The sequence below is a fragment of the Leucobacter aridicollis genome (assembly GCF_024399335.1).
In the GTDB taxonomy this organism is placed as follows: domain Bacteria; phylum Actinomycetota; class Actinomycetes; order Actinomycetales; family Microbacteriaceae; genus Leucobacter; species Leucobacter aridicollis_A.
This window is the reverse complement of record NZ_CP075339.1, coordinates 1365610-1382271: the sequence shown is the minus strand read 5'-3', so window position 1 is coordinate 1382271 and position 16662 is coordinate 1365610. Positions and strand designations below refer to the sequence as shown.

Annotated in this window: 15 protein-coding genes and 1 tRNA gene; 5 read left to right on the top strand and 11 right to left on the bottom strand. The window is 65.4% G+C overall.

From position 1 onward, the window contains the following. Positions 1 to 24: 24 nt before the first annotated feature. From KI794_RS06150 to KI794_RS06110, 9 genes are all read right to left on the bottom strand, one after another. A tRNA-Gln gene (locus KI794_RS06150) sits at positions 25 to 99 on the bottom strand. A 111-nt stretch (positions 100 to 210) separates the two neighbouring features. After that, entirely contained in the window at positions 211 to 1515 is a 1305-nt protein-coding gene (locus tag KI794_RS06145) for a thymidine phosphorylase (RefSeq protein ID WP_119282978.1), read from the bottom strand. Between the two features lie 25 nt (positions 1516 to 1540). Beyond that, on the bottom strand, positions 1541 to 1960 hold the full coding sequence (locus tag KI794_RS06140) for a cytidine deaminase (protein ID WP_370647869.1): 420 nt from the start codon (positions 1958 to 1960) through the stop codon (positions 1541 to 1543). 5 nt (positions 1961 to 1965) lie between these two features. Further along, the gene (locus KI794_RS06135) at positions 1966 to 3255 is read right to left on the bottom strand and encodes an ABC transporter permease (protein ID WP_119282976.1); all 1290 of its coding nucleotides are present in this window, start codon (positions 3253 to 3255) and stop codon (positions 1966 to 1968) included. Continuing rightward, entirely contained in the window at positions 3252 to 4508 is a 1257-nt protein-coding gene (locus tag KI794_RS06130; RefSeq protein WP_255809500.1) for an ABC transporter permease, read from the bottom strand. Before KI794_RS06130 ends, KI794_RS06135 begins: the two co-directional genes overlap by 4 nt. Next, entirely contained in the window at positions 4505 to 6019 is a 1515-nt protein-coding gene (locus KI794_RS06125) for an ABC transporter ATP-binding protein (RefSeq protein WP_255809499.1), read from the bottom strand. The genes KI794_RS06130 and KI794_RS06125 overlap by 4 nt, the downstream gene beginning before the upstream one ends. Positions 6020 to 6139: 120 nt before the next feature. Next, positions 6140 to 7243 (bottom strand): BMP family lipoprotein, encoded by a 1104-nt coding sequence (locus KI794_RS06120; protein WP_119282974.1) that lies wholly within the window; start codon positions 7241 to 7243, stop codon positions 6140 to 6142. A gap of 186 nt (positions 7244 to 7429) precedes the next feature. Beyond that, the gene (locus tag KI794_RS06115) at positions 7430 to 8389 is read right to left on the bottom strand and encodes a Ppx/GppA phosphatase family protein (protein ID WP_119282973.1); all 960 of its coding nucleotides are present in this window, start codon (positions 8387 to 8389) and stop codon (positions 7430 to 7432) included. A gap of 10 nt (positions 8390 to 8399) precedes the next feature. After that, the gene (locus KI794_RS06110) at positions 8400 to 9851 is read right to left on the bottom strand and encodes a PucR family transcriptional regulator (protein WP_119282972.1); all 1452 of its coding nucleotides are present in this window, start codon (positions 9849 to 9851) and stop codon (positions 8400 to 8402) included. Positions 9852 to 9991: 140 nt separating this feature from the next. On the opposite strand from KI794_RS06110, the gene KI794_RS06105 reads away from it, so the two are divergent. The 4 genes from KI794_RS06105 (at position 9992) to KI794_RS06090 (ending at position 13996) form a co-directional block, all read left to right on the top strand. Beyond that, positions 9992 to 11104, top strand: coding sequence for an alcohol dehydrogenase catalytic domain-containing protein (locus tag KI794_RS06105; protein ID WP_255809498.1), 1113 nt, complete (start codon positions 9992 to 9994; stop codon positions 11102 to 11104). A 29-nt stretch (positions 11105 to 11133) separates the two neighbouring features. Further along, a complete protein-coding gene (locus KI794_RS06100) occupies positions 11134 to 12561 on the top strand; it encodes an APC family permease (RefSeq protein ID WP_162921157.1) in 1428 nt (475 codons plus the stop codon). Between the two features lie 69 nt (positions 12562 to 12630). Continuing rightward, on the top strand, positions 12631 to 12999 hold the full coding sequence (locus KI794_RS06095) for a GntR family transcriptional regulator (protein WP_255809497.1): 369 nt from the start codon (positions 12631 to 12633) through the stop codon (positions 12997 to 12999). Positions 13000 to 13213: 214 nt separating this feature from the next. Further along, positions 13214 to 13996 carry an IclR family transcriptional regulator gene (locus tag KI794_RS06090; protein WP_119282969.1) on the top strand — a complete coding sequence of 261 codons (783 nt, stop codon included), beginning with the start codon at positions 13214 to 13216 and terminating at the stop codon, positions 13994 to 13996. A gap of 79 nt (positions 13997 to 14075) precedes the next feature. On the opposite strand, the gene KI794_RS06085 is transcribed toward KI794_RS06090, so the two are convergent. Both KI794_RS06085 and deoC read right to left on the bottom strand, forming a co-directional pair. Beyond that, positions 14076 to 14579 carry a GNAT family N-acetyltransferase gene (locus tag KI794_RS06085; RefSeq protein ID WP_255809496.1) on the bottom strand — a complete coding sequence of 168 codons (504 nt, stop codon included), beginning with the start codon at positions 14577 to 14579 and terminating at the stop codon, positions 14076 to 14078. A 21-nt stretch (positions 14580 to 14600) separates the two neighbouring features. Further along, a complete protein-coding gene (deoC, locus tag KI794_RS06080) occupies positions 14601 to 15290 on the bottom strand; it encodes a deoxyribose-phosphate aldolase (protein ID WP_255809495.1) in 690 nt (229 codons plus the stop codon). Between the two features lie 202 nt (positions 15291 to 15492). Here deoC and KI794_RS06075 point away from each other — a divergent pair, with 202 nt between their 5' ends. After that, complete coding sequence (locus KI794_RS06075) at positions 15493 to 16659, top strand: acyl-CoA dehydrogenase family protein (protein WP_255809494.1); 1167 nt, start codon at positions 15493 to 15495, stop codon at positions 16657 to 16659. The last annotated feature ends 3 nt before the right edge of the window (positions 16660 to 16662 follow it).

Sequence of the window (16662 nt, the reverse complement as noted above, 5' to 3'; positions counted from 1 at the left end):
CCCCGGAAAACCGGGGCTTTTCTGTGGCTGGGATACCAGGACTCGAACCTAGAATGACGGTACCAGAAACCGTAGTGTTGCCAATTACACCATATCCCACTGTGGCTGTGGCGACTCTTCCGAGCGCCGCACCAAGAGATTACTTTACCCGGTTTCCCCACGGAACTCAAAACCGGCCCGGCGACGAGCGGCCGCCGGGCGCGCCGTGCCTCAGCCGGTAATGCGCTCGCGCACGAGCGGACCCGGCGCGTGGGCTCCCGGAGCCGCGTCGGCGTCGATCTCCCAGGCACCTTCGAGTGCTTCAAGGGCCCGCGGGAACCGAGCAGCGTCCTCCGCGGCAAGCGTGAACAGCGGCTGACCCGCAACGACCGAGTCGCCTGGCTTCGCGTGCAGGTCGATGCCCGCCGAATGGATCACTGGGTCCTCCGCTCGTGCCCGTCCCGCACCGAGGCGCCAGGCCGCGATGCCAAATGGCAGCCCCTCGAGCTTCGACATCACGCCAGAAACGGGCGCGGTCACGACGTGGGTCTCGCGCGCCACGGGGAGCGCAGCGTCTGGGTCGCCACCCTGGGCGGCGATCATCGCACGCCAGGAATCCATCGCCCTGCCGTCATCGAGAGCGCCTGCGACATCGGCGTCTGGCAGCCCTGCGAGCGCGAGCATCTCTTGCGCGAGCGCGATCGTGAGTTCGCGCACGTCGGAGGGACCCCCACCTGCGAGCACCTCGACCGACTCCCGCACCTCGTTCGCGTTGCCGATCGTCAGGCCGAGCGGCACGTTCATGTCGGTAAGCAGCGCAGAGGTCTTGACGCCCGAGTCGGTGCCGAGCGCGACCATCGTCTCTGCGAGCTCGCGCGCCATCGCGTAGTCCTGCATGAACGCACCCGAGCCAAACTTCACATCGAGCACGAGTGCGCCAGTCCCCTCGGCGATCTTCTTCGACATGATGCTCGACGCAATCAGCGGGATCGAGTCGACGGTGCCAGTCACGTCGCGCAGCGCGTAGAGCTTCTTGTCTGCCGGGGCGAGGCCCGACCCAGCAGCGCAAATCACCGCGCCGACGTCACCGTCGAGCTGCGCGAACATCTCTTCGTTCGACAGCGCCGCACGCCAGCCGGGAATCGCTTCGAGCTTGTCGAGTGTCCCGCCAGTGTGCCCGAGGCCCCGCCCTGACAGCTGCGGCACAGCGACACCGAACGACGCGACGAGCGGCGCGAGCGGCAGCGTGATCTTGTCGCCGACGCCGCCGGTCGAGTGCTTGTCCACGGTCGGCTTGGAGAGGCCAGCGAAGCTCATCCGCTCACCCGAGTCGATCATGGCGTCGGTGAGCACGCGGATCTCGTCTCGGGCCATCCCGCGCTGGTAGACCGCCATCGCGAACGACGCCATCTGCGCGTCGGAGACGTAGCCACGGGTGTACGCGTCAACCATCCAGCGGAGCGCCGGCTCGGGCACCGCTCCCCCGTCGCGCTTCGCACGGATCACATCTACGGCATCAAATGGCTCAACACTCACGGTGGTTCCTTTCGAAGGGGCTAGGTTAGGTCGACTCAGCGACGCGTTCGAGGTCGCGCGGACCGAACGCGTCGGGCAGCACTTCGTCGATCGTGCGGATGCCCGACACGGTCTCGAGCAGCATGCCTTCGGCTGAGTGTTCGTACAGGAGCTGCCGACAGCGCCCGCACGGCATAATCGTCTCCTCGGCCCGGTTCACGCACACGAATGCGACGAGCTTGCCGCCGCCGCCCATGTGCAGGTCGCCGACGAGCGCACACTCGGCACAGAGCGTCAGCCCGTACGACGCGTTCTCCACGTTGCACCCCGAGACGATCCTGCCCGAGTCTGTGAGCGCAGCCGCTCCCACTGGGTACTTCGAGTAGGGCACGTAGGCGTGATCAAGCGCCGCGACCGCGGCGGCACGGAGCCCCGCCCAGTCGACGCCGTGGTCGTCAATTGTCACGGCCGTTATCCCTTCACGTAGGGCTTGCCGCTCGCGGCTGGCGCACGGGACTTACCCGAGAAGCCAACGACGGCGAGGATCGTCACGACGTACGGCAGCATCGACATGAACTCGGACGGGATTGGCGAGCCGAGGTTGTTCAGCAGCGTCTCGAGGTTCTTCGTGAACCCGAAGAGCAGTGCTGCGAGCGTCGCCCGCCACGGATCCCAGCCGCCAAAGATGACTGCTGCGAGGGCGATGAAGCCGAGGCCACCCGCCATCTCCTTGTCGAACGCGCCAACGGAGCCGAGCGTAAAGTAGGCGCCGCCGATGCCGGCAATCGCGCCAGCGAGCAGCAGGTTCCAGAACCGTGTCGGGTTCACCTTGATGCCCACGGTGTCAGCGGCCTGCGGGTGCTCGCCGACTGCACGGAGGCGGAGCCCCCAGCGGCTGCGGTACAGCGCCCACGTGACGAGCGGCACGATGATGTAGGCAAGGTAGACGATGAGGGTCTGGTTGAAGAGCACGGGTCCCACGATCGGGATCTCGCTGAGCCCCGGGATCGCCCACCGCGGAAAGCGCGGCGGCGAGTTCAGTGTCGCAGCGTTCGGCTGCAGGAGGGCTCCGTGCAGGAAGCTCGTGAGGCCAGTGATGAGCACGTTGAGCACGACGCCGACGATCACCTGGGTGACGACATACGTGATCGAGAATACGGCGAGGATCGCGGCAACCAGGGCGCCCGCAACGAGCGCGCCGATGAGGCCCGCGACGTAGGATCCGGTGATCGAGGCGATGAGCGCGCTCGTGAACGCGGCGAACAGGAACTGCGCCTCGATCGCGACGTTGACGACGCCCGCGCGCTCACCGATGACTCCGCCGAGGGCACCAAAGATGAGCGGCACCGACAGCGACAGCGCACCGAAGAGCAGGCCCGTCACTGGGACAATGCCACCGGCGGCCGACCAGGTGAGGAACAGGAAGATGCCGATGATCGCGAAGATCACGGTGAACCACAGCGGGATGCGCTTGTACTGGGCTGCGAAGACGAACGTCAGCGCCGCCATCGCGGTCAGGATCAGCGCACACGCGATAACGGTGCCTGCGGTCGGCAGCGCGACGTCGGGCAGCTGCATGGACTGGGTCCGGTCGGAAAGACGGAACGTGCTCTCCCCCGCGCGCGAGCCTGGGAAGGCGAGCAGGAGACCGATCGCCGCGACGACCGCGAACGCGATCGGCGCCTTCAGGCTGCGGGTGCGGACGACGCCAGCGCCGTCGACGACGACCTGGGTGCCTGTGAGTTCGTGGACCGCGCTCATGCCGACGCTCCCTTCTGCTGGAGTGCGTGCACTCGGTCAAAGCGCTTGAGGCCAAAGACCGTGCGCACGAGCGGCGGTGCCGCAATGAAGAGCACGATGAGCGCCTGCACGACGAGCACGATATCGACGGGAATCTTCTCGGTAATCTGCATCGTGAAGCTGCCTGCCTTCAGCGCGCCAAACAGGAGGCCCGCCCAGACGACGCCCCACGCGCGCGATCGGCCGAGCAGCGCGACAGTGATCGCGTCAAAGCCGATGCCCGCGTCGATGTGGCTGCCGAAGCCGGTGGTGATGGTGCCGGCGATCTGGTTCGCGCCGGCGAGACCTGCGAGGCCGCCCGCAATCGCCATCGCGTAGAAAATGATCCGCTCAACCTTGATGCCAGAGGCGCGGGCCGCGTGCGGGTTCTCGCCAACGGCGCGCATGCGGAAGCCGAGCGACGAGCGCTCCATCAGCCACCAGACGAAGCCCGCCGCGAGCAGCGCGACGATGAAGCCCCAGTGGGTGGTGAGCGGTGCACCGAACAGCAGCGGGAACTTCGCACTCTCTGGGGTGACCGGCGAGATCGGCTGGTTGCCGCCGGGGCGCATCAGGAGGCCGGGCGTCGACAGCAGCCACGCGATGAAGTAGAACGCGACGAAGTTCAGCATGATCGTCAGGATTACCTCGTGCGCGCCGGTGCGGGCCTTCAAGAACCCGACGATACCGCCCCAGATGACGCCGCCCGCGATGCCTGCGACGACGACGAGCGGCAGGTGCAGCCAGAACGGCAGGTCCATGCCGAACATCACAAAGCCTGAGGCCGCCGCGCCCATGAGCATCTGGCCGCGGCCACCAATGTTGAAGAGGCCGACGCGGAATGCGAGGCCGACGCCAAGGCCAGCCATGATGAGCGGCGTGGCGAAGTTCAGAGTGTCAGACAGCGGCTTGATCGCGCGCAGAAAGCTCGGCGCCTCGTAGTTGAAGATCGAGCCGCGGAAGAGCGCGGCGTAGCCGCCTGCGATCGCATCCCAGATCGCCACGAAGGTGTCAGCCGGACGCTGGAAGAAGTACCCTGAGGCTTCAATCACTTTCGGGTCGGTGAACGCAATGAGCAGGCCGCCGATGAGCATCGACAGAACGATCGCGAGCACGGTCGTCGTGACCGAGCTCGACAGCAGCTCGCTGATGAGTTTGTTCTGCGGCGGGCGTTCCGCCGTCTCGGGCTTCGCCCCTGCGGGCTGCCCGTTCGTGTCAATTGTCGGTGCGCTCACGCCGCGACTCCTTCGGGGGTTTCGCCGGCCATCATGAGGCCGAGGGTTTCGCGCGAAGCGTTTCCTGGAACGATGCCGATGATCGCTCCCTTGTACATCACGGCGATGCGGTCTGCGAGGGCGGAGACCTCGTCGAGCTCGGTTGAGACGAGCACGACGGGGACGCCTGCGTCGCGCGCCTCAACGATCCGGGTGTGGATGAACTCGATCGAGCCGACGTCGACGCCGCGCGTCGGCTGCGAAGCGACGAGCAGGTTCAGCGGCCGGCTGAGCTCGCGGGCGATCACGACCTTCTGCTGGTTGCCGCCGGAGAGGCTTCCGGCCGGAGAGCTGGGGCCCTGCGTGCGAATGTCGTATTCGGCGATTTTCGCCTCGGCGAAGTCTGTGAGAACGCCGCGCCTGACCGTTCCGGCCTTTACGAACTCGGGGTCGCTCGTACGGTTCAGCATCAGGTTCTCCGCGACCGAGAAGGTGCCGACGAGGCCGTCCTCGATGCGGTCCTCGGGCACGAATCCGACACCGTCGTCGATGATCTGCTTTACGGGTTTGCCGACGATCGACTTCCCGTTGAGGGTGATGTCCCCTGACGTGAGCTGCTGCAGGCCCACCAGCGACTCGGTGAGTTCGGTCTGGCCATTACCCTGCACGCCGGCGATCGCGAGGATCTCGCCGGGGCGAACCTCGAGGTTCACTCGGTCCACGACGATGTGGCCTGTGCTGTCGGCGATCGTGACATCGGAGAGCCGTAGTCCGCCGTCGCCGAGCTTCGGGGCGTCCTTCTGGACGGTGAGTTCGACAGCGCGGCCAACCATCAGCGAGGCGAGCTCGTTCGTCGAAGACTCGGGCGACGCCTCCGCGACGACCTTGCCGTGGCGAATGACTGTGATGCGGTCGGCGACCTCACGGACCTCGCGGAGTTTATGGGTGATGAAGACAATTGCCGTGCCCTCGCTGCGCAGCTGTCGCATGATCTGCATGAGCTCGTCGGTCTCCTGCGGCGTGAGCACGGCTGTCGGCTCGTCGAACACGAGCACCTTCGCGTCGCGCGACAGCGCCTTGATGATCTCGACGCGCTGCTGCACGCCGACGGGGAGATCTTCGACGACTGCGTCGGGATCGACCTCGAAGCCGAAGCGATCTGCGACCTCGCGCACGTGGGCGCGTGCGCTCGTGAGGTCGAGTGCGCCAGCAAACTTCGTGCTCTCGTGTCCGAGCATGACGTTCTCGGCGACGGTGAACACGGGCACGAGCATGAAGTGCTGATGCACCATGCCGATGCCTGCGGCCATAGCGTCACCCGGTCCCTTGAAGTGCTGCACCTCGCCGTCGACGACGATCTCACCTTCGTCGGGCTGGTAGAGCCCGTAGAGCACGTTCATCAGTGTGGACTTGCCGGCGCCGTTCTCACCCAGCAGGGCGTGAATTTCTCCGGGTCGCACCTCGATTGAGATGCGGTCGTTCGCGGTGAATGATCCGAATCGCTTCGTGATCCCGCGCAGTTCGAGCGTCATGCCGTAAATCTATCCAAGTTCGTTTCTCTGGGGTAGTGCAGTGGCACAACCCCTGGTGAATCCACGATGGCGGGCCGGTGAGCGATCAAGGATCGCCCGCCGGCCCGCCATCAGAGTGCCTTACGGCGAGGAGGGTGACTCAACCTTGATCGAGCCGTCGATGATGCCTGCCTTGATCTCGTCGAGCTGCTTCTGCAGGTCTGCGGGGACCTTGTCTGCGAAGTCGTTGAACCCGGAGAGGCTCACGCCGTCGTTCTCGAGTACGCCAACAAACGGCTCGGCGCTGAACTTGCCCTGAGCGGCCTCCATCACGGCGTCGTACACAGCGATGTCCATGCTCTTCATGATCGAGGTGAAGAGAATGTCCTGCACCTTCGGGTCAGTCTGGTACACGTCGGCGTCAACGCCGACGAGCTTCGCGGTCCCGCCGGAGTCGCGGATCGCCTCAGCAGCCGACTGGTAGATCGGGCCGCCGACGGGGAGGAGCACGTCTGCGCCCTGGTCGAGGATGCCCTGTGCCATCTGCTTCGCGGTGTCGTTCGCTGCGAACTCGCCGGTGAACTGGCCGTCCTGCTTCGCGACGTCCCAGCCGATGACCTTGACGTCCTTGCCGTTCTCCTTGTTGAAGTAGTCGACGCCGTCCTGGAAGCCGTCCATGAAGATGGTGACAGGCGGAATCTTTGCGCCGCCGAAGGTGCCGACGGTGCCGGTCTCCGAGACAGCTGCCGCAGCGTAGCCGCCGAGGAAGGCTGCCTGTGCGGTGTCGAACACGAGGGGCTTGATGTTCGGCGCATCAGTCTCGCCGTCGAAGTCGTTGTCAGCCCAGTCGTCGATGATCGCGAACTGCACGTCGGGGTTCGCCTTTGCAGCGTTCACCGTCGGCTCCGAGAGCATGAAGCCCACCGAAACAATGAAGGTGCACCCTGCGTCGACGAGGCCGCTGAGGTTCGATGCGTAGTCGCTCGCGCTCTTGGACTCGGTCTCGCCGGCCTCGACCTCGAGCTCTTCGGCTGCCTTGGTCAGCCCCTCGTAGCCGAGCTGGTTGAACGACTTGTCGTCGAAGCCGCCCTCGTCAGACACCATGCAGGGCTTGAAGCCGGCAACGGCCTCTGCGCCGCCGCTTTCGCCGCCAGCCTCGGGCGCCTGGCCACACGCCGAGAGGCCGAGCACGAGGCCCGCCGCGGCGGTGAGGCCGAGCATCTTCTTAGTTGTTGAGATGGTCAATTGGTTAACCCCCATGGATGAGCGCCCGCGCCTACCGCGGGCGAATGAGATTCATTAGTGTATTCCTACAGCACGACGCCCCTCGACGCACCGCGAGAGTGGAAATGGTTGCATTTTCGATATCAACCCCACGGAAGCTACGTTAAGCGTTTGTACCTTCCGCCAAAACTACCCGATTTTCGGGCGTTAGTTGTCCTCCGAGACCGGATCCGTTCCGCGGCCATCGAGCGCATCGATGTAGCGCAGCACGATGCCCTCGCGCAACGCCCACGGCGAGATCGTGAGAGTCGAGACATCGAACACCTTCATTGCCGTGCGCAGCACCACGGCGCCTGCCATGATCTGGTAGCCGCGCTCGGGCGTGATCCCAGGCAGGTACTCGCGAACCGAGCCCGGCATGTCGCGCAGCGTCGGCTCCCACTCCCGAAGACCTGCGTAGTGCAGCTCAGCAAGGTCGCCAGTCGCTGGGTCGGGTGGCCCACCGATGAGGCGCGCGAGTGACCGGATCGTCTTCGACGTGCCGACGACACGCTTCGGCTTCGGCCTGCCCTTGAACATCTCCTTGCGCACCCGCGTGAACTCCTCGCGAGCGTGCGCGCGCAGCCTGGAGATGCCCTCGGCTGTGGGTGGATCTTCTGGGAGGTACATGATCGTCGAGCGTCCAGCGCCGAGTGGCAGGGAGACCTGCACGTCGGGGTACTCGTCTGCTCCCTGCGCGATCTCGAACGATCCTCCACCGATATCGAAGAGCAGAATCTCCCCCGCCGACCAGCCCAGCCAGCGGCGCACCGCAAGCATCGTGATCCGCGCCTCGTCCTCGCCCGACAGCACGTCAAGCTTCAGACCGGTCTCGCGCTCGATCCGCGCGAGCACTTCCTCACCGTTGGCAGCCTCACGGATCGCGGAGGTCGCCGTCGCGAGAAGATCGTCGACGCCTATCTCCTGCACGGTCTTCACTGCATCCGCGATCGCGGCGATGATCCGGGTGACACCCTCTTCGGTGATCGCACCGTCGTCGTCGAGGTAGCGCATGAGCCGCAGCGTCGAACGCTGCGAGTGGTATGGGTTCGGGCTCGCGCCAGGATGGGCGTCAACCACGAGGAGATGAACGGTATTCGAACCTACGTCGATGACTCCGAGTCGCATGAGCACGATTCTATTGCGTGAACGCCTCGTGTCCGAGCGCCCGCAGTGCAAGCCAGGCCGCCGCGCGGTCGTCTGGTCGCGACATCGACAGGCCCGTGAGCTCCTCCACTCGGTGAATTCTCGACACCAGCGTCTGCCTGTGAATCCCCAGGCGTGCCGCGCTCGCGCGGTGCGCACCGTTCTCCGAGAGGAACACGAGCAGCGTCTCGAGCAGTTCCCCATGCTCGCCCCGAGCATCCCGCAACTCGTCAAGCACCCCGCCCAGCTGTGTGCGATGATCCTCGGAGATCACGTCAAGCACGAAGTCCACTGTCGGAAGCTCCGCGTAGCGTTGAGCCCCGATCCCCGCGTCAAACGCCGCGTCGAACGCCTGGCGCGCCTGCACCGCGCTGCGGCCGAGGGCGTCGATCGGGGCCGCAGCCCCGACACCGAGATGGAGCGACGTCGCGCCGAGCGGCTCGAAGCCGTCAGCAAGCGCGACAAGGTCACCGACGTGGTGCTCCGCAACGAATCCGCGCACGAGGCCGGGGTCGCCAACGAAGATATGCTCAACGCCGAGCTCGTCGAGCCAACGCTCGACGAGCCGTTCGAGGTCGACCGTGCGCGTTCGCGTCCCGAGTACGAACGCGGTGAGCTCGATCTCACGCACTCCCCACTTGCGCAGGAGCTGGGTTGCAGGGTTTCCCCCTGCGTGCAAGATCTCGAGGAGCGCCTCTCGCCCGAGATGCTCGGTGACGGAGGGGTCGCGGGTACGCAGCACCAGGTCAAACAGTGCGGCGGCCTGCGAGGCGAGGTCGCGGATGCGGCTCGTCGCGCTTGACCTGGATGCGACAACGAGATACCCGGTGAAGTCGAGATCCGATCCGACCTGGTGGGTCTGGAGGCCCGGGTGCCGCACACGCACGGGCCGTCCGAGCGCGACGGCCTTCGCATCGTCGAGGTGGAGCCTCCCCGCACCGGCGCTCGCGATGAGCTGACCGTGGGCGTCGAGCAGCACGGCCCAGCCGTCGATCCTGTGGGCGAGCTCAGCCATCACCGCAGTCGCGCCGCCCCGTCTCGCGACCTGCGTGAGCACGCGTGTTCCCGACGCGACGAGTCGGTCAGTTGCGGCGAGATCGTCGGCGTGCAGCGCTGCGAGCCGGTAGTGCAATGCGTCGCCAGACGAGGATGCCCCGAGCACGGCGCTCATGCCATGCGCAGCGAGCACCTTTCGCAGGCGAGGCGTGTCTTCGTGGCTCACAAACACGGCACGCGAGGTCACTGCCGCAGCCTCGCTTCCCTGCGCGAACCTGGCGTCGAGCTCAGCGACGGTTCCGGTGACGAGGGTCGCGAGTTCGGCACTCGCCACAACAACGTACTCGCCGACCCGCGCGAGACCCTCGCATGGCGTGTAGTCGCTCATCCCATTGTCGACATATGTGCCGCCGACGACCCGGGTGACAGTTCGCAGGTCAAAACTCATGCGCTGAATGTACCAAATGCCGATCCTAACCGTCCAAAAACGACTTTTGGCGCAGTGACATGGCGCGCATCGGCTACTTACGATCTCTTCGACGAACTTTTGCGCGGTCTCAGCGCGCACCCCAATGGAGGAGGAACAACATGAAAGCAGTCGTCTTTCGCGAGCCAAACACCCGCGTCGCCGTCGCCGACGTCACACTCGCGCCGCCGAAAGCAGGCGAGGTCCGCGTGAAGATTGCGGCGGCGGGAGTCTGCCACTCCGACCTGCACGTGAAGCGCGGCGAGTGGGAAGCCCCCGCGCCCATGGTCATGGGTCACGAAGGCTCTGGCATCGTCGTCGAGCTCGGCGAGGGCGTCACCTCGCTCGCTGTGGGCGACCACGTCGTGCTCAGCTGGGTTCCGCCGTGCGGCGAGTGCCGCTACTGCCTCCAGGGACACGAAGCGCGCTGCCAGAAGGTCGCCCAGGTCATCAACGCGAAGGGATCACTGTTCGACGGCACCTCGCGCCTGAGCATCGAGGGCGAAGCGGGAGAGGCAGAGCCGCTGCACCACTACCTCGGCGTCTCGTCGTTCGCTGAGGAAGTCGTTGTGCCAGCCTCCGGCGCAATCAAGGTTCGCGACGACGCTCCCCTCGACGTGATCGCAGTGGTCGGCTGCGCGGTCGCAACCGGCGTCGGCGCAGTCATGAACACCGCTGCAGTAGAGCCCGGATCGACAGTAGCCGTGATCGGCTGCGGCGGCGTCGGGCTCAACGTCGTGCAGGGCGCCAAGCTCGCCGGCGCAGAACGCATCATCGCGATCGACGTCGTCGCAGACAAGACAGCCATGGCCATGCAGTTCGGCGCGACCGACCGGATCGACGCGTCAGAGGGCAACGCAGTGGAGCAGCTCTTCGAGCTCCTCCCCGACGGCGTCGACTACGCGTTCGACGCGATCGGCCGCACTGTCACGACCGAGCAGGCGATTCAGATGCTCGGCCTCGGCGGTGCTGCTGTGATCGTTGGCCTGCCGCCCACCGGCGCCAAGGCTTCGTTCGAGCCGCTCGTGCTCGCGGAAGCAGACCAGCGCATCCTCGGATCGAACTACGGCTCGGTGCGCCCGTCAATCGACATCCCCGCGCTTGTGGACCGCTACATGGACGGACAGCTGAAGCTCGATCCGCTCATCTCGGGCCGCCGCTCGCTCGACGAGGCTGCTGACGCGCTCGACGACCTCGCTTCAGGCGGCGTGCTCCGCACGCTCCTCATCCCGTAACCCAAAAAGACTTCTCAAAGGAGAGTTGAATGTCTCAGTCCACCACCCAGAAGGCCGACGCAGGCCTTCGCGAAGGGGTCATGTCTGGCCCCGAACTCGCGGCCCAGGCCATCGCGAGCATCGCGCCGAGCGCGGTCATCGCGTTCACCGCAGCGTCAATCTTCCTCGGCGCTGGCAGCGGCACCATGTTCGCCTTCGTGCTCGCCACGATCGTCATCCTGTGTGTCGGCTACATCATCAGCATGTTCGCAAAGCGTCACGCTTCGGCGGGCTCGCTCTACACCTATGTCGCGCAGGGCCTCGGCCCGGCCGGCGCCTTCGCCGCTGGCGTCGCGCTCCTCATCGGCTCATGGGGTATCGCGGCAGGCTCGCTCGGCGGCGCCGTCTCGTACATGTCCGACCTGCTTGTGATCTTCGGCTTCGAGTCAGCAGGCTCGACGCCGTGGCTCATCGCCCTCGCCGTCGTCATCGGCGGCGGCGCGACCTTCTTCACGATCCGCGGCATCCGCATCTCGGCGCGCATTTCGCTCGTGCTCGAGCTGCTGTCGGTTGCGATCATCCTCGTACTGCTCGTGACCGCACTCATCGTGCTCGGCGACGCCGCGTGGGACCCGACCCAGTTCTCGTTCGAGGGCGTACCGTTCCAGGGCGTCGCTGCAGGCATGGTGCTCGGTATCCTCGGCTTCGTCGGATTCTCCTCCGCTGACGCTCTCGGGCGTGAGGCGAAGGACCCCAAGAAGGCTATCCCCCGCGCAATCATGTGGAGCGCGGTCGCAGTTGGCGTGCTCTACGTGTTCTCCGCCTACACGCAGATCGCAGTGCTCGGCGATGAGCTTGGCGAGGTCGCGAGCCCGCTCCAGGCGGTCGCAGAGAAGGTCAACATGCCTGGCTGGTTCACCCCGATCCTTGTGTTCGGCGTTGCCGCGTCGTTCTTCGCCGTCGTCGTCGCGCCGCTCAACGTCGTTGGTCGCATCATCTACGTGATGGGCAAGGAGGGCATGGTGCCCGAGCGCTTCGGCCGCACCCACGAGACCCACCTCACCCCGCACCGCGTGCTGCTCATCGCAGGCCCCGCCGCGATCGTGCTCGACATCATCCTGCTGCTCGCCGGAACGCACCCCATGGATATCACCGTCTGGGTCGACACCTACGGCACCTACGGCTACATGGTCGCGTACTCGCTCGTCGCGATCGCAGGCGTCGTCTACACGACCCGCGAGGGCATGAAGAACGGCATGATTTGGGTCACCGCGACCGTCGCGGTGCTCGCAATGGCCTACGTCTTCGTGGCGAACGTCTACCCCGTGCCGGCGTTCCCGCTCAACGTGATTCCATACCTCTTTGTGATCACGATGCTCGCCGCGTTCTCGCGCTACTGGTGGATCAAGGCCAAGCGCCCCGCGGTGCTCGAGCGCGTCGGCAAGACCCACGTCGAGGAGATGGCAGGCATCGGCTAACCACGCCGCTGCTTGCAGCCACGGGCCCCTGTCGCACTTCGGCGCGACAGGGGCCCTATGCTTGCCAGCATGACGAGCTTTGCCTTTGAGGTTGACCCGGCGTCTGCGACTCCCCCGTTCAGACAGCTGCACGACGCGGTTGTCAGCGCAGTCACACACGGCCAGCTCGCGCCGGGGTCACGGCTGCCGACAGTGCGCGGGCTCGCCGCCGAACTCGGGCTCGCCGCGAACACAGTCGCCTCCGCATACAGGGCGCTCGAGGAGGCAGGAATCGTCGAGGGCCGTGGACGGGCAGGCACATTCGTGGCCCTTGGCGACGACCCCATCGAGGCGAGCGCGCGCCAGATTGCCATCCGCGCCGCACAGGAGCTCTCCGCACTGGGTGTGGATCGGGCCCAAGCGCTCGCCCTCATCGGCGACGCATTCGACGCGGTGTAGCGAGCCTCACAGCGGTCACCGCTCGCCACCGCAGCACCAATCACTCGCCGGCGCAGGCGTCTCGGCCGCCTAACCCGGGCCGGCGCCTCGGCCAGGCAGCGGCTGGCCGAGTCCATCGCCCGACATTTGGTGCGTCAATATTTCCGTTTTCAGCCTGTCTTCCCATTCGGTCAGCCGGGAGTACTACGCTAGAAAGATTGGCGAAAGGGAGTTGATGCACGGCACTAGCCAGCACGATGACGGGTACCTACTGCGGCCGCAAACGGCGAGCCAGAAAACGCTCGCAGTACTCGAAGCAGCCTTACTCAACACCAGGTTTACCGACATCGTCGACGCTGCCGAGCTCCCCAAGTCCACGGTGCACCGCATCCTCGCAATGCTCATCGGTTCGGGCTTCATCTCAGGCGATGCAGAGCACGGTTACCGCGCGGGAAGACGCTTCACGTTCCTCGCAGGGCGTACCCTCGCCGAGCTCGACATCATCGCGCTCGCCGAACCCATTGTCGCCGACCTCGTCGCATCGACCCAGTGCACAGTACACATCGGCGAAGCCGCATCCGAGGAGGTGTCATACCTGTTCGGCGCTGAGTCCCAACGCCCATACCGAGTGCACTCACGTGCGGGCAGGTCGGCCTGGCTGCACAGCACAGGACTCGGCAAGGCGCTGCTCGCGCACCGCACAGAAGAAGAGGTGCAGAGCTACGCCGAGCGCACCGGGCTGCCGGCACAGACCGACTCAACGCTGACAGAGGTCGACGCGCTTCTGCAGGACCTCGAACAGATTGCTGAGCGCGGCTACGCGCTCGACCTTGAGGAGCACGAGGTCGGCACAGTCTGCGTTTCGGCCCCAATCTTCAACCACCGCGGCGAACCGGCCTACAGCCTGTCGATATCATCTCTCGTCGTCACGCACCCCGACGACTCGATCGAACGATTCGGCCCGAGCGCCATCGCGGCTGCTGCCGACATCTCGGAGTTGCTCGGGGCGCGACGCTAGCCTCGCGGCGGGTGCGGGCGCACCCCAACCAACGACTCAGCGCCGGCCCACAGCCAGCCGACCTCTGGGAGCAGCCCTACTACGCCCGCTGCGCGAGCATATGCACGCGTGCGCCGTGCTCCATGAGCCCGAGACTCTCTTCGGTGCCGGCGAGCCCCGCATGAAACTCGGTATCGACGGCGTCGACGACATGGAACCCGTGCCGCTCGTAGAACGGGGCATTCCAGGGGACCTCCGCGAACGTGCGGAGCGAAACCGCTTGAAAGCCCTCGGCCCACGCAGCCGACAGCACAGTATCGACGAGCCTGCCGCCGATGCCGCGCCTGGAGTGGTCGGGCGAGACTGACAGCTGTTCGAGGTGGAGGTACTCTCCCGCGACGATTACCTTGGCGAAGCCGACGAGCGTCGCACCGTCAACGGCGTCGAACACGCGCTCGACGTAGCCGTGCGGCGCATGCTCGGGCGCATCCTCGTTCCACGGGAGCAGGCCGAAGTGCGCGCGGAATAGATCGTCGGCTGCATGCTCGATTTCGGCGTGCGCCTCCACTGCAGGCCCGCGACGCTCACGGATCTCTACCGTCACTTCTCGCGCCCCGTCGCGTGGCTAGTAGCCCGCCCCGGTCGCCGTCTCAGACGAGTTCCAGCCAGCAACGACTGCGCCTGTCGCCGAGACGCCGAAACGCGTCGCCCCGGCAGCCCACAGCTCGCGCGCGGTCTCAGCGTCACGGATTCCGCCCGAAGCCTTCACCCCGAGCCGACCGTCGACAGTGTCGGCCATGAGCTTCACAGCGTGAACGCTCGCCCCGCCAGCCGCGTTGAATCCGGTAGAGGTCTTCACGAAGTCGGCGCCCGCAGCCTCGGATGCCTTGCAGCAGCCAACGATCTGATCGTCTGTAAGCGATGCGCTCTCGATGATGACCTTCAGGATCTTGCCGACGCTCGCCTCGCGCACCGCGCGAATCTCTGCTTCGACGCCGTCCCAGTCGGCGGCGTGCACGAGCCCCGGGTTCACAACCATGTCGACCTCGTCTGCACCGTCAGTGATTGCCTGGGCCGCCTCAAATGCTTTCACCTCGGCCTTGTGGACTCCCGACGGGAACCCGACAACCGTCACGATCTCGAGGCCGCGCTTATCAACTGGCAGCAAGGAGGGGCTGACACAGACGCGCTTTACGCCAAGCGCCGCTGCGTCGTCGAGGAAAACCTCGAGCTCGGCTGCGGTCGTCGGGGGCGCGAGGAGCGTGTGGTCAGCGTTCGCGAGAAAGTGTTCAGGGGTGAGAGCCTGGTGAGTCATAGTTTGAGTCTAGATAGTGGCTGCCGCAGGCGCGAGTTGACCCGGCGATCTCGCAGCAGGCACGGGCTGGCCAACCAGCCCAGTCCGCCTGGCCATAAGTAACATTTGCCGCACATCTTGATACGAGTAGGTCAGAATAACAACTGCACTAGGTTCGCATGCGGAGAATGAGCGGATCGCAACACGAGGCGGTGTATTGCATATGGACTTTTCCCTTTCCGGCAGCCAAGAAGACATCAGGTCCGGGGCCCGCACGTTAGCCCGCAGCTTCTCACACGAGTATTGGCGAGACAGGGACGAGGCCCAGGAGTTTCCGCGGGAGTTCTACTCGGCCTTTGCAGAAGGGGGCTGGCTCGGTATCGCAATCCCTGAGGAGTACGGCGGCGGAGGCATGGGGATCACCGAAGCCGCGCTCCTCCTCGAAGAGGTAGCTGCGTCCGGTGCAGGAATGAACGGCGCCTCAAGCATGCACCTCACCATCTTCGGGCTCAACACCATAGTCAAGCACGGCTCACAGGAGCAGCGAGAGACCATTCTTCCGCGTGCAGCTGGCGGTGATCTCCACGTTGCCTTCGGGGTGACCGAGCCCGAAGCCGGCACTGACACGACTCAGATTTCCACGTTTGCAACCAGGGTCCCCGGCGGCTACCGCATTACGGGTCGCAAAGTGTGGATCACCAAGGCCGGCGAGTCCGAGAAGCTGTTGCTGATCACAAGGACTCAGCGGCGAACGGATGTCTCGCGTCCGACCGACGGCATGACACTGTTCTTGATCGACATCGACGCCACAAAGATTGACTTGACCCCGATCCCGAAGCTTGGACGAAACGCGGTAGCAAGCTACGAGGTCGTCTTGGACGACTATTTCGTTCCGGATGCAACTCGCATCGGAGAGGAGGGGCTCGGGTTTCAATATCTGCTCGACGGGCTCAACCCGGAGCGCATTCTCCTGGCACATGAGGCCCTTGGTATAGGACGCGCCGCGATGGAGATAGCCGTGAAGTACGCGAAAGAACGCGTCGTGTTCGACAGGCCGATTGGCAAGAATCAAGGCATTGCCTTCCCACTCGCGAAGTGCCAAACACACCTGGATGCGGCCGGGCTGATGGCACGGGAGGCCGCATGGCGCTACGACGCAGGAATGCCAGTTGGCAGCCAGGCAAACATGGCCAAATGGCTGTGCGCGGAGGCCGGCTTCGCCGCCGCGGACACGGCAATGCAGACCCTGGGTGGGATGGGGTATGCAAAGGAGTACAACGTCGAACGCTACTTCCGCGAATCGCGCATCCTCCGTCTCGCCCCCGTGAGCCAAGAGATGGTGCTCAACTACGTCGCAGTTCACGTTCTCGGACTTCCAAAGTCGTACTGAGGG

Coding starts and splice junctions, on each gene's coding strand:
- KI794_RS06135 (WP_119282976.1), bottom strand. CDS start 3,255: ATGAGCGCGGTCCACGAACTCACAGGCACCCAGGTCGTCGTCGACGGC.
- KI794_RS06125 (WP_255809499.1), bottom strand. CDS start 6,019: ATGACGCTCGAACTGCGCGGGATCACGAAGCGATTCGGATCATTCACC.
- KI794_RS06115 (WP_119282973.1), bottom strand. CDS start 8,389: ATGCGACTCGGAGTCATCGACGTAGGTTCGAATACCGTTCATCTCCTC.
- KI794_RS06110 (WP_119282972.1), bottom strand. CDS start 9,851: ATGAGTTTTGACCTGCGAACTGTCACCCGGGTCGTCGGCGGCACATAT.
- KI794_RS06105 (WP_255809498.1), top strand. CDS start 9,992: ATGAAAGCAGTCGTCTTTCGCGAGCCAAACACCCGCGTCGCCGTCGCC.
- KI794_RS06100 (WP_162921157.1), top strand. CDS start 11,134: ATGTCTCAGTCCACCACCCAGAAGGCCGACGCAGGCCTTCGCGAAGGG.
- KI794_RS06095 (WP_255809497.1), top strand. CDS start 12,631: ATGACGAGCTTTGCCTTTGAGGTTGACCCGGCGTCTGCGACTCCCCCG.
- KI794_RS06090 (WP_119282969.1), top strand. CDS start 13,214: ATGCACGGCACTAGCCAGCACGATGACGGGTACCTACTGCGGCCGCAA.
- deoC (WP_255809495.1), bottom strand. CDS start 15,290: ATGACTCACCAGGCTCTCACCCCTGAACACTTTCTCGCGAACGCTGAC.
- KI794_RS06075 (WP_255809494.1), top strand. CDS start 15,493: ATGGACTTTTCCCTTTCCGGCAGCCAAGAAGACATCAGGTCCGGGGCC.